Below are 12,705 nucleotides of genomic sequence, written 5' to 3' on the forward strand. Positions count from 1 at the left end.
TTTCGTCTGATCAGCTGCGCAGGATCGAGCGGCCCGCATAGGTCGCGGTCTCGCCCAGCATTTCCTCGATCCGGATCAGCTGATTGTATTTCGCCAGCCGGTCCGAGCGCGCGAGCGAGCCGGTCTTGATCTGCCCGCAATTGGTGGCCACGGCCAGATCGGCGATGGTGGCGTCCTCGGTCTCGCCCGAGCGGTGCGACATGACATTGGTCATACGCGCGCGATGCGCCATCTCGACCGCCTGAAGCGTTTCCGTGAGTGTGCCGATCTGGTTGACCTTGACCAGCATGGAGTTGGCCGCGCCCTTCTCGATCCCCATGGCGAGGCGCGCGGGGTTGGTGACGAAAAGATCGTCGCCGACCAGCTGCACCCGGTCGCCGATGGCCTGCGTCAGCGCGACCCAGCCATCCCAGTCATCCTCGGAACAGCCGTCCTCGATCGAGATGATCGGGTAGTCGTTCACCAGGCTTTGAAGATAGGCCACGTTCTCGTCGCTCGAAAGGCTCAGCCCCTCGCCGGACAACTCGTATTTGCCGCCCTTGTAATACTCGGTCGCGGCACAATCGAGCGCGAGGCAGATATCGTCACCCGGTGTGTAGCCCGCCTTTTCGATGGATTTCAGGATGAAGTCGAGCGCGTCACGGGTCGAGGACAGCGCCGGGGCAAAGCCGCCCTCGTCGCCCACTCCAGTCGCAAGGCCCGCCGCCGACAGTTCCTTTTTCAGGGTGTGGAACACCTCGGCCCCCATGCGCACCGCGTCGCGGATATCGCCCGCGCTGACCGGCATGATCATGAATTCCTGAATGTCGATCGGATTGTCGGCATGTTCGCCGCCATTGATGATGTTCATCATCGGCACCGGCAGGGTGCGCGCCGAGGTGCCGCCGACATAGCGATAGAGCGGCTGGCCTGAATAATCCGCCGCCGCCTTGGCGATTGCCAGGCTGACGCCGAGGATCGCGTTCGCCCCCAGTCGCCCCTTGTTGGGGGTGCCGTCCAGTTCGATCATCGTCATGTCGACGGCCACCTGCTCGGTGGCGTCCATGCCGAGAAGTTCCTCGGCAATCTCGCCGTTGACCGAGGCACAGGCCTCCAGCACGCCCTTGCCGAGATAGCGCGCGGCGTCGCCGTCGCGCCGCTCCACCGCCTCATGCGCGCCGGTCGAGGCCCCCGAGGGCACTGCCGCGCGGCCCATCGTGCCGTCCTCAAGGGTCACGTCCACCTCGACCGTGGGGTTGCCCCGGCTGTCTAGAATTTCGCGGGCGTGAATGTCGATGATGCTGCTCATGGGCGGGAATCCTTGGACCAAATTGCGTTGCGCGTGGCTTAGCAAGTTTTGCGGCGGCTGCAAACTGCGCAATGCTCAGCCGCGCGGGCTGATCGGGGCCGAGGGCGCGGGGCTGCGCCGCGTTAGTCGCCTTTCGCGCCAGAACGTGTAGATGCCAGAGGCGATGATGATCGCGGCCCCGGTCAGCGTCCAGATATCCGGCCGCTCGTCAAACAGCGTCACCCCGATGATCAGCGCAAAGATCAGCCGCGAGTAGCGGAACGGTGTGATCACCGCGACATCGCCCAACCGCATCGCCGCGACGATGGCGTAATAGGCCGCCACCGCACAGAGAAGCGCCAGCACCAGATCGCGCCAGTTGAGGCCCGAGGGCAGGGCGGGCGTGCCGCTGAACGCCAGCAGGATCAGCCCGGTTGGCACCAGCGAGGCAAAGGCATAGGTCGAAAGCTGCATCGAGGAGATGCTGCGCGGCACCGCGCGGGTGGCCAGGTCGCGGATCGCCAGACCGACCACGCCCTGCACGGCGAAAAGCGAGGCGGGCTCAAAGCCCTCCAGCCCCGGGCGGATCACCATCAGCACGCCCATGAAACCCACCAGAATGGCGCTCCACCGCCGCCAGCCCACGGCCTCGCCCAGAAAGAGCGCGGCGCCGAGCGTGACCGCGAGCGGCGTGGCCTGAAGGATCGCCGAGGCCGACGACAAGGGCGTGAGCGCAATCGCGGTGACAAAGCCCAACGTGCCGACGATCTCGCCGAAATTGCGCAAGAGCACCGGGCGCGACAGCAGGTCGCGCGACCACAGCCTGCGGCCCTGGCGCATGGTGATTGCCCCGAAAATGAGCGCGCCGCCAAGGCCCAGAAAGATGACGATCTGCCCCACCGGCAAGGTATCGGCCAGCCGCTTGATGAACATGTCCTCCAGCGCGAAACCGGCCATCGCGAGGACCATCAGGATGCTGCCGCGCAGGTTTTCCATGTCAGGGGGGCTTTCGTGTCAGGGTGTCTGACCCTGTTAGCGCAGGTCCGTTGCACAGAGAAGCAGCAGAGCTATGACAGCACGACAATGCCGCTATGCTTGGCCTTGTGCTCGGGCTCCACATGGATGGTGACGCGGGCCTCGGGCAGGGCGTCCATCAGCGCCGCCTCGATCCGGTCGCAGAGGTCATGCGCGGCCTCGACCGTGGTGTCGCCGGGCATCACGAGGTGGAAGTCGATGAAGGTGACTTGGCCCGCGTGGCGGGTGCGCAGGTCGTGCGCCTCAAGGGCAGCGTCATCGCTGGCGGCGTCAGAGATGACACGGCGGATGATGGCCATTTCCTCGTTTGAGACGGCCTCGTCCATCAGCCCACTCAATGATCCCTTGATCACCACCCATCCCGACCACAGGATGTTGAGCGCCACGAGCACCGCCATCGCCGGATCGAGCCACCACCAGCCGGTGGCAAAGGCGAGCGCGACGCCGATCAGCACCCCTACGGAAGAGACCACATCGGTCATCAGGTGGCGCCCGTCAGCCACCAGCGCGGGCGAGCGGTGGCGGCGTCCGTTGCGAATGAGGATAGTGGCCCAGGCCCCGTTGATCAGGCTGGCCCCGGCATTGATCGCAAGGCCCACGAGCGGCGCGTCGAGTGCGCGCGGGCTGAGAAACCCGGCATAGGCCTCGCGCAGGATGAAGAGGGCGGCGATGACGATCAGCACGCCTTCGAGCACCGCCGAGAAGAACTCGGCCTTGTGGTGGCCGTAGGGGTGATTGTCATCGGCAGGTCGACGCGCCACGCGTAGCGCCACGATGACGGCCAGCGCGGTGGCCACGTTCACCAGGCTTTCGAGCGCGTCCGACATCAACGCGAGCGAGCCGGTCACCTGCCACGCGATGGCCTTGAGCGTCAGCACGGCAAGGCCAATTAGGACGCTGCCGATGGCGATCCGCATGATGCGTTGTGCAGGCGCTGTGACCATGTGCCCGGCCTAGTTGCCGGGTTTCAGCGGCACGCCGTATAGCTCCAGCCGGTGACCGATCAGGCGATAGCCGAGTTTCTCGGCGATCTTCTCCTGTAGTGCCTCGATCTCGGGATCGACGAATTCGATTACCTCGCCGGAATTCATGTCGATCAGATGGTCGTGATGGTCGCGCTCGGCATCCTCATACCGCGCGCGCCCGTCGCCGAATTCCAGCTTGTCGATGATCCCCGCCTCCTCGAACAGCTTGACGGTGCGATAGACCGTGGCAATGGAAATCCGCGGATCGACGCCCGAGGCGCGGCCATAGAGCTCCTCGACGTCGGGGTGATCGTCAGAGACCTCCAGCACCGTGGCGATGATGCGGCGCTGATCGGTCATGCGCAGGCCCTTGGCCTCGCAGCGTTCGGTGATGGTGTCGCGCATGGGCGGCCTCATGTGGTCTTCGGTCGCTGCAATAGCGGCAAGCGGGGGCTGTTGCCACCCTTTTTGCCCGCGTGGCGGCGGTCTAATGCGGGGCTGAGCGCGAGAATAACTGGATCACGACGATTCCCGCAAGGATCAGCCCGGTCCCGAGGATCGCGGGCAGGTCGAGTTTCTGGCCGAAAACCACGTAGCCGATGGCGGCGATGAAGACGATGCCGAGGCCGGACCAGATCGCATAGACCACGCCCACCGGCATGGTGCGCAGCGTGAGGGCGAGCAGGTAGAAGCTGACCCCGTAGGCTATGAGGACGATGACCGAGGGCAGCGGGCGGGTGAATTGCTGGCTGGCCTGAAGGGCGGTGGTGCCTGCGGTTTCGGCGAGGATGGCGAGAAAGAGGATGACGTAGACCGTGGGGATCATGGCGCGCTCTCGGTTCGGGGTGGGTTTGGTGCCCGGAATACGCGAGGGGTGGGGCCGGGTCTACCGGGAAAAACGCGAAAGAGTTTGGCCTGGAGTTGCCGTTGCCGCATCCCGCGCGAAACGCACCGAAGGTGCCGCGCGATCGCCGGGCCGTCCCGCGGCCTGGCGATTTGAGGGCGAGCGCAATGTGTCGAGGCGACAATGACTTGGCTGGCAGAAAGTACCCGCAACACACGCTGCATCGCCAGTCCCCGGCCTTGCGATCACGCGGCACCTCCTGGCGGGGCGTTATGTCCGCTCAAGGCTACAACACGCCCGCCCCGTCACCCCTTGACCAGCGGCAATTCCGTGCTGTGCTTGATCTCTTCCATCACGAAACTCGCCGAGACATCGCCCATCGGCACCCGCGCGATCAGCGTCTGGTACAGGCGGTCGTAGTCTGCCATATCCGCGACCCGCGCGCAGATCAGGTAATCGAGATCGCCGGTCATGCGGTAGACCCCCTGGATTTGCGGCATGGCGCGGGTCGCGCGGGCGAATTTGTCCAGCCAGTCGGCATCATGCGCCGCCGCGCGAATTTGCATGAAGACGGCCAGCGGCAGGCCGATCTTTGCGGCATCGAGCAGCGCCACCCGGGCGCGCAGAACGCCCGCCGCTTCCAGTGCCTTGATGCGCCGCCAGCAGGCATTGCGCGACAGCCCCACCTTCTGCCCGAGCGCGTCGAGCGGGGTATCGGCGCTGCGTTGCACTTCCGTCAGGATCTTGCGGTCAAATTCGTCAAGGTTTGTCATTCAACAGCTATTTCAGTGGAAAATATCCCAATAATTAATTCTGATACAGGAAATTCGGGATAATGTCACTCCGGAATTGGGCCAGTATCGTGCAAGATGACGAACAGGAGACCGAACCGATGATGTCCAAGCTGTTTCTGGAGCACCCGCGCAAGGTGGAGGAAAGCTATCTCGAGCATGCAGGCTTTGCGGGCGGCTTCGCGCTGCGGCTGTTCGCGGCGGGGTTTGCCGCGCTGATCCATGCCATCCTGCCCTGCGTGTTCGAGACAACGGCGAGCCGGATGATCGCGCGGATGCACGCGCAGACCCGCAACCGAGGAGGCTAGGCAAGCGCATCACCTCTGCGCTATCAGTCGCGCGTTGAATGTAACGCGTCCACTGGCATCTCGCAAAACGCGAGAGAGCAGGGTCAGACATTTCCTCAGGGGGGGGGAAATGTCACGAAGCTGGGATCCGAACTGCGTCCGCGCCGTCGGGTGACCTCGGTTCTGATCGTGAACGATCATCCGCTTTATTGCGATGCGCTCGCCTCTGCAATCTCCGTTGTCGTTCCGGACTGCGCGATCGAACAGACCGTGAGTCTCAGGGATGCGCTGATCTGTCTCGAGACCGGGGTCCTGCCCAAGGAAACATCGGCGCAGGAATTGCGCCGGGTGGGCGCCGGGCGTACCTATCTGCTCAATCCCAATGCCAGAGCGCGGCCGTGTCTCAGACGATGGTGGCCGATCTGCGCCGGGCGCAGGCCAAGGCCGAACTCGTCTGTTTCTGAGACACGCAGCCCGCGTCTCACCGCACCGGGTGATCGCCACGCTCGCGCCCGCGCAGGCCAAGCATGCCGACCAGCACCGCACCGACCGCCGCCAGCCCCAGGATCGCGCCGCTGCCGCCGCCCGCGTTCTGCACGATGATGCCGATCAGCGCCCAGACGACGCCCACGGCATAGCTTGGCGTGGCCGGGCGCAGCCGCAGCAACACCGCCGCCGCGATCATCAGCGCCAGCAGCAGTGCGAGGGCGGCGGCGGTAACCTGCGTGGTCCAGCCATAGCCTGCCAGCACCAGTCCGAGCGCCACCGAACTTGCCGCCGTGAGCCAGCCGGCATAAAGGCCGACCGGCCCCGACAGCCAGGCCGCATCACCGCGCGGCGTGCGCGCAAGTGCGGCCAGCGCCGTCACCAGCATCGCCCAGATCATCACCGTCGCCCAGGGCACCGAGTCTTTGGCCACCGGAATCCACGCCACCCCGATCAGCAGGCTCACGATAAGCGGCCCGCGCGCGGGCCTCCAGCCCGCGTCCCCGGCCCGCCGCCAGAGCCCGTATCCCGCCCCGGCAGTGAGCCACAGATAGATCACCCCCCAAAGCGCAAAGGCATAGCCCGCAGGCTGCACCGGCGCGCTGTCCTGTGGCACCGGAAACTGGTCCGGGCGAAAGCCGCTGAAGCCATCGCTCAGATAGGGCGAGGCGGCAAAGCCAAGGGCGGCGGCAAGGTGGGCGAGTGCGCGGGCGCGGTTCATGCCACCTGCATCCGCCCTTGCATGGCGCACGTCAATCCCTGGCGTCGAAAATTCCGGTCCCCCCCTTGCATTGCGCCACGATACGTTCAAGTCTTGAGGGTTAAAGGACGCGAGACCCTTTTCCGACGGAGACCGCCCATGACCACTGCCCCAGATCAGTCCCTGCGTGCGTTCCTCAGACCCTACACCGCCAAGAGCGATCTGCGCGGCGCGCTGTCCTTTCTCGTCACCCTTGCCGTCTATGCCGCAGCCCTCATCGGCGGGGCGGGCCTCGCGGGGCAGGGGATGTGGCTGGCCGCCGCGCCGCTGGTCATCGTGCTGGCCTTCGCCTCGGTGCGGCTCTACGTATTACAGCATGATTGCGGGCATTATTCGCTTTTCGCCACACGCTGGCTGAACGATGCGGCGGGTTATGTCCTGTCGATCTTCTCGCTGACGCCGTTCCGGGTCATGCAGTACAATCACAACCTGCATCACGCCTATCTCGGCAATCTCGACCACCGCGAGACGACCGAGGTCTATACCATGACGTTGCGCGAATGGCAGGCGGCGCCGTGGTATACCCGGGCGTGGTATCGTCTCTACCGCAACCCGGCGGTGATGCTGTCACTGGGCGGGATCGTGACTTATTTCCTTGCCTATCGCTGGCCGCGCAACACCGGCAAGGTCGGCGCGCGCGGCGTGGTCGCGCATAACCTGATGCTGGCGGGCTTTGTCGCGCTGGTCTGGCTGACGCTTGGCTGGGCGGGGGTGAGCGTGCTGGCGCTCAGCGCGGTGATCGCCGGGGTGGTCGGGGTGTTCCTCGTCTACCTCCAGCACAATTTCGAGGAGACCTACTGGGATCGCAAACCCGATCTCGATTTCCGCAAGGCGACGCTAGTGGGGGCAAGCTCGCTTGATCTCGGCTGGCTCTGGGATCTGGGCAGCGGGAACATCGCCTATCACGATCTGCACCACTACAATCCCGGCATTCCCTCCTACAACCTGCGCCGCTGCCAGAATGATCTGCCCGACGCCCTGAAATCGCATGACGTGATCCGCTGGCCCGAGGCGCTCGCCAGTTTCCGCCTCAAGCTCTGGGATGAAGAGGCTGAGCGCCTCGTGCCCTTTCCGACAGAGCGCCAGCCGCGCATGGCCTATCGCGCGCAGGATGCCCGGCTCGACATCTGACGCGCGCGCGGCTCAGTCGCTCGCAGGCAGCAGCGTCGTCACGCCCACGGTCGCGGCGCGCGCCAGATCGGGATCGAGCGACATCGGGATATATTCCCCGCGCCGCCAGATCTGCGCCAGATCGTCGTAGTGGCGGCTCAGGAAATGGCCCGACTGGCCGGTTGCGATGATGAAAACGCTGCTGTCGGGATCAGCGAAATCATAGACCCCGCGATAGCCCGCCCCGTGCACGTTCTGGAACGGGTCCGGCCCCCCGCCGCCGCGCGTGCGCCCGCGCAGCAGCGTGTTGTCGCCACCCGATGTGGATTGGCGGATGTTGACGAAATAGCGCAAGAGCGGCACCTCGCCCAGCACCTGATGATCATGCGTCGCCTGATGCGCATCGCCCCAACGCAGGCTTTCGAGCGATGTGCCGTAACGCTCTTCGATCCAGATCAGCGCGTCGTCAAGCGCCATGCGCGAGATGTCGGAACAGGTCTCCTGCGCCGCCGACTGCTTGACATCGCACCACGCCGCGGCCCCGTCCACATCCCGAAAGACGCGCTCGATGAAGACCGGGTCGGGATGGTCGAAGTCGCGCGAGAGCGGCCCGAGATCGTCGCGAATGAGCCGGTCCATCAGCGCCCGCATCCAGGCGGCATAGATCAAGGGCTCGGGCAGGTGCTCGTTCATCTCGCCGTTCCAGTTGGCGAGCATGGTGAGCGCGCGCTGTCGCAGGCGCTCGGGGGTGCCTTCGGGGGCGGCCTCACCGGTGAACCACAGATCGGCCCCGATCAGCGGCAGGATCGAACGCGCGGTGAAGCTGACGGTATCGAGTTGTGCCTCGATGAAGCTGTCGCGGGTATGCACCGCGCGTCCCTGCATCAGCCTGCGCCAGCGATGCACCCGTTGCGTATCGCCCCACAGATGGCTGACATGCATCGGAAACGGGCGATCCACCACCTTGTTGTTGGTGTTGCCCAGGATGCCGCCCTTGGGGGCCACGAATTCGGGGTTGGCGGCAAAGGGCAGCATGCCCTGCCAGCGATTTTCCGGCAGCCAGCCGCGCGTGGGCATGCGCCCCTCGCTCTCGTGCCGGGCGCTGCGCCGGGGCATCGCCCCGATCAGGCGCAGGGCGATGGTGTCCTGATCGACCAGTGCCAGGTTTTGCGACGGCGCGATGTAGAGGCGGCTGAGTTCGATCGCCTCTTCTACCGACTGCGCGCCCATCAGCCCCATCGCCGAGGTCATCGTGGTGTCCTCGCCACTGAGTGCGGTCCAGGCGACCGAGGCGACATGGCCCGGCGGCGTCACCTCTGAAAGGTTGTAGTGACTGCCCGGCAGGACCGGGCCATTGTCGGTCCAGCGCAGGGTCAGGGTGACCGGATCGGCATCCTTGATCTCGATGATCGAGCGGCTGGTGCGAAAGCTTTTCCAGCCCTCCGGCGTGCGGTATTGGTCGGTGTTGTCGGGATTCAGTTTCTCGATGAAGACGTCCTGATCGTCCAGATAGGACGAGGTCACCCCCCATCCCAGCCGCGCACTGCGCCCGGTCAGGATGACCGGAATGCCGGGAATGGTGCCGCCGATCACGCCGCCGGATTGCAACTCCAGCCGTGCCAGATACCAGATGTTCGGGGCCGAAAACCCCAGATGCGGATCATTGGCCAAAAGCGTGCCTCCCGCCGCCGAACGCGAGGGCGCGGCGGCAAAGGCATTCGAGGCCCCGGCGAAGGCGCGCCGCTTGAAGGGCGAGAGCGGATCATCGGTCAGGTCCGGCTCTGCCGCAGCGTGACGAAACTCCGCACCCGGAAACAGGCTGGCATATTCCGGCAGGGCGGCGATGCCGCTGCCCGGCGCGAGCGGCATGATATCGTCAAGTCGCGCGGCATCGTCGAGCGCCAGCGAGGCCCGCGCAAAAAGCACCTCGTTCTCTAGATGACCCGAGAGTTGCACCGCCATCAGCTTGAGCATGGCAAGCGAATCCGCAGGCTGCCAGGGCGCGATCGGGGCGTTGAACAGGAATTGCTCGGGCGCGCCCCGGCCCAGAGCCTCCTGATTGATCTCGGTGATCCGCGCGTTGACGCCATCGGAATAAGCCTTGAGCGCCGCCAGCGTCTGCGCGTCCTGCGCCGCCACCGATTGCCGCGCGAGGTTATAGAGATCGAAACGGCGCATCGTGCTGTCGATCTTGACGGTGCGCGCGCCGAACACCTCCGACAGACGCCCCTGCACCGTGCGTCGCATGGTCATCATCTGCCACAGCCGGTCCTGTGCATGCGCATAGCCCAGCCCGAAGAAGGTATCGGCATCGGTGCTGCCGAAAACATGCGGCACGTTGGCATTGTCGCGCACGATTTCGACCGGGCCGTCCAGCCCGCGCACCGCGAGCCGCTTGTCATACTCCGGCAGCGAGCGCGACAGCAGTATATAGGCCAGCAGAACCGCCACCAGCGCCAGCACCACCACCGCGCCCGCCGCGCGCAAAAGCCATTTGATTACCACTGCCACAGGGTCTGCCTCATCCGGGTTTCTGCTTGCATCTCCTGCGGGGATAGTCAGAAATCCCCCCTGAGACAATGGCAACACGCGATCAGGAGGAGAGAAGAATGGCGAAGCTGGCATTTCTGGGATTGGGCGTCATGGGCTATCCGATGGCGGGGCATCTTCAGGCGGCGGGCCATGACGTCTGCGTCTATAATCGCACCGCGTCGAAGGCCGAAAAATGGGCGGCCCAGCATGGCGGGCGGCATGCACCCACCCCGCGCGAGGCCGCCCAAGGCGCCGAGTTCGTGATGGCCTGCGTCGGCAATGACGACGACCTGCGCAGCGTCTGCCTGGGCGGCGACGGGGCCTTTGCGGGCATGGGCGACGGCGCGATCTTTGTCGACCACACGACGGTCTCGTCCAAGGTCACGGCAGAGCTTTACGCAGGCGCGCGCGCAGGCGGGCAGCAATTCGTCGACGCGCCCGTATCGGGCGGTCAGGCGGGGGCCGAGAATGGACAGCTGTCGATCATGTGCGGCGGCGATCAGGCCGCCTATGACGCGGCCGAGCCGATCATGACCACCTATGCCAAGCTCTGCCGCCGCATCGGCGATAGCGGCGCGGGCCAGATGACCAAGATGTGCAACCAGATTGCCATCGCGGGGCTGGTGCAGGGCCTCAGCGAGGCGCTGCATTTCGCCGAGAAGGCGGGGCTTGACGGGCGCGCCGTGGTCGAGGTGATCAGCCAGGGGGCGGCCGGCTCGTGGCAGATGTCGAACCGCTACGAAACCATGATCGACGACAAATGGGAGCACGGTTTCGCCGTCGACTGGATGCGCAAGGATCTGGGCATTTGTCTGTCAACCGCAGACGAGACCGGCGCGAGCCTGCCGGTCACAGCTCTTGTCGATCAGTTCTACAAGGACGTGCAGAAGATGGGCGGCGGGCGTTGGGACACCTCCAGCCTCTTCGCGCGCCTGCGCAAGTTGGGCTAAACATCACCGGTGTCAGGCGATCTCGCGGTCGCCTGACAGCCATTTGCGCGTGTCGATGGCATCCATGACCAACGAGACCGCATCGACCGCCAGCACGATCAGCAGGTAGGTGCAATAGGCGGGCTCAATGTCCTGCGTCAGCAGCCACAGCACCAGCCCTAGCATCGGCGTCCAGATCAGCACATGCGGCAGCGCCATCAGCTTGGAAAAGCCCCGCTCGACCAGCATGATCACGCCGTTACACAGCATCGCCCCCACCGCCAGCGCCGCCAGCCACAGGCCAAAAGGCTCTGCCAGAAAGGCCAATGACGCCGCGTTCACCGGCACGAGGATCACCGCCACCCAAAGCTGCACCCAAAGCGGCAGGCGACGATAGCTGTGCAAAATCTCTGAAATCACGGCGCGCCCCTCCTGTTTCTTTATGGCAAAAATACTCAAAAACCCCGGCTGACGCCAGCGATCACGCCGTGCGCGGGCGCATCACCAGCCAGATCAGCGCCGCCCCCGCCAGCATCAGGAAGGGCGCCATGGCGAGGTTGACCGCGGTCCAGCCCGCCTGCGCGGAGCTGCCCGAGCAATTCATCAGCCCGCCCGAGGCGAGCGATGCAAAGGTCACCCCGCCAAAGACCAGCAGATCGTTCAGCCCCTGCATACGCCCGCGCTCATGCGGGGCATGGGCCCCCGCCAGCATTGTGGTGGCCCCGATAAAGCCGAAATTCCAGCCCAGCCCCAGCAGGATCAGCGCCACGAAGAAATGCTCCAGTTGCACCCCCGAGAGCGCCACCGCGCCCGCACCGGCAAGGATGATCAGCCCGGTTGCGACGATCTTTTCCACCCCGAAGCGCACGATCAGATGGCCGGTAAAGAACGACGGGATATACATTGCCAGCACATGCGCGGTGACGATATCGGCCGCGTTGCCCTCGTCAAAGCCGCAGCCCACCACGGCAAGCGGCGTCGAGGTCATCACCAGGTTCATCAGCGCGTAGGACACCATCGCGCAGATCACCGCCACTGCGATTCGCGGGGTTTTCAGCAGTTCCATGCGCGAGCGTCCGCGCGGCGCATCCTCTGATGGCACGGGCGGCTTCGGGATATCGAGCAGCAGGAACAGGAACGCGCCCGCAAGATTGAGCGCGATCACCGCCAGATAGGTGCCGAAAAACGGGATCACCATCGCCTGTGACGTGAGCTTGACCAGCTGCGGCCCGATGATGGCGCTCAATAGGCCCCCGGCCATGACATAGGAAATCGCCTTGGGGCGGAAGGTCTCGCTGGCGGTGTCGGCTGCGGCGAAGCGGTAAAATCCCTGCGCCGACATATAGGTGCCGGTGATGAAACTGCCTGCCAGAAAGATCGGAAAGGACGCCACGTAGAGGCCATAGGCCCCGACAAGCCCGCCGATTGCCCCCGCAAGCGCCCCGATCATAAAGCCCGCGCGGCGGCCATAGCGCTGCATCATATACGACACGGGCGTGGCCGAGAACATCGAACCCAGAACGATCAGCGAGATCGGCAATGTGGCGAAACAGACGTTGGAGGCCAGCGATTGTCCGGCAAGCCCGCCCACCACGAAGATCATCGGCATCTGCGCGCCAAGGATCGCCTGTGCCGCCACCAGAACGGCCACGTTGCGCTTGGCGCGACTGTCGTCGATATGCAGGGCGGCATCGGTCAT

Annotated in this window: 13 protein-coding genes; 3 read left to right on the forward strand and 10 right to left on the reverse strand. The window is 65.1% G+C overall.

Translation table 11 applies throughout. The features are described from left to right. Positions 1-10 precede the first annotated feature (10 nt). From eno to BHD06_RS04720, 6 genes are all read right to left on the reverse strand, one after another. Positions 11-1,288: a phosphopyruvate hydratase gene (gene eno / locus BHD06_RS04695; RefSeq protein ID WP_080455828.1), complete on the reverse strand. Its 1,278-nt coding sequence runs from the start codon at positions 1,286-1,288 to the stop codon at positions 11-13. A gap of 75 nt (positions 1,289-1,363) precedes the next feature. Next, complete coding sequence (locus tag BHD06_RS04700; RefSeq protein WP_080455829.1) at positions 1,364-2,263, reverse strand: DMT family transporter; 900 nt, start codon at positions 2,261-2,263, stop codon at positions 1,364-1,366. A gap of 71 nt (positions 2,264-2,334) precedes the next feature. Further along, positions 2,335-3,246 (reverse strand): cation diffusion facilitator family transporter, encoded by a 912-nt coding sequence (locus tag BHD06_RS04705; protein WP_080455830.1) that lies wholly within the window; start codon positions 3,244-3,246, stop codon positions 2,335-2,337. Between the two features lie 9 nt (positions 3,247-3,255). Next, complete coding sequence (locus tag BHD06_RS04710; RefSeq protein WP_080455831.1) at positions 3,256-3,672, reverse strand: Fur family transcriptional regulator; 417 nt, start codon at positions 3,670-3,672, stop codon at positions 3,256-3,258. 82 nt (positions 3,673-3,754) lie between these two features. Further along, on the reverse strand, positions 3,755-4,093 hold the full coding sequence (locus tag BHD06_RS04715) for a multidrug efflux SMR transporter (protein ID WP_080455832.1): 339 nt from the start codon (positions 4,091-4,093) through the stop codon (positions 3,755-3,757). Between the two features lie 323 nt (positions 4,094-4,416). After that, entirely contained in the window at positions 4,417-4,884 is a 468-nt protein-coding gene (locus BHD06_RS04720) for an Lrp/AsnC family transcriptional regulator (RefSeq protein ID WP_080455833.1), read from the reverse strand. A gap of 62 nt (positions 4,885-4,946) precedes the next feature. On the opposite strand from BHD06_RS04720, the gene BHD06_RS04725 reads away from it, so the two are divergent. Next, the gene (locus BHD06_RS04725; protein WP_307718121.1) at positions 4,947-5,210 is read left to right on the forward strand and encodes a DUF6356 family protein; all 264 of its coding nucleotides are present in this window, start codon (positions 4,947-4,949) and stop codon (positions 5,208-5,210) included. A gap of 460 nt (positions 5,211-5,670) precedes the next feature. Here the strand turns inward: BHD06_RS04725 and BHD06_RS04730 are convergent, their stop codons facing one another. Further along, positions 5,671-6,396, reverse strand: coding sequence for a TspO/MBR family protein (locus BHD06_RS04730; RefSeq protein WP_080455834.1), 726 nt, complete (start codon positions 6,394-6,396; stop codon positions 5,671-5,673). Positions 6,397-6,534: 138 nt separating this feature from the next. Between BHD06_RS04730 and BHD06_RS04735 the strand changes: the two genes are divergently transcribed. Next, positions 6,535-7,566, forward strand: coding sequence for a fatty acid desaturase (locus tag BHD06_RS04735; RefSeq protein ID WP_080455835.1), 1,032 nt, complete (start codon positions 6,535-6,537; stop codon positions 7,564-7,566). A gap of 12 nt (positions 7,567-7,578) precedes the next feature. Here the strand turns inward: BHD06_RS04735 and BHD06_RS04740 are convergent, their stop codons facing one another. Beyond that, the gene (locus BHD06_RS04740; protein ID WP_080455836.1) at positions 7,579-10,056 is read right to left on the reverse strand and encodes a penicillin acylase family protein; all 2,478 of its coding nucleotides are present in this window, start codon (positions 10,054-10,056) and stop codon (positions 7,579-7,581) included. 98 nt (positions 10,057-10,154) lie between these two features. Between BHD06_RS04740 and BHD06_RS04745 the strand changes: the two genes are divergently transcribed. Next, complete coding sequence (locus BHD06_RS04745; protein ID WP_080455837.1) at positions 10,155-11,027, forward strand: NAD(P)-dependent oxidoreductase; 873 nt, start codon at positions 10,155-10,157, stop codon at positions 11,025-11,027. Between the two features lie 12 nt (positions 11,028-11,039). Here the strand turns inward: BHD06_RS04745 and BHD06_RS04750 are convergent, their stop codons facing one another. Continuing rightward, positions 11,040-11,426 (reverse strand): hypothetical protein, encoded by a 387-nt coding sequence (locus BHD06_RS04750; RefSeq protein ID WP_080455838.1) that lies wholly within the window; start codon positions 11,424-11,426, stop codon positions 11,040-11,042. A gap of 61 nt (positions 11,427-11,487) precedes the next feature. Then, positions 11,488-12,705 carry an MFS transporter gene (locus BHD06_RS04755; RefSeq protein WP_080455839.1) on the reverse strand — a complete coding sequence of 406 codons (1,218 nt, stop codon included), beginning with the start codon at positions 12,703-12,705 and terminating at the stop codon, positions 11,488-11,490.

It is taken from the genome of Roseovarius sp. A-2, assembly GCF_002072155.1.
Classification (GTDB): domain Bacteria; phylum Pseudomonadota; class Alphaproteobacteria; order Rhodobacterales; family Rhodobacteraceae; genus Roseovarius.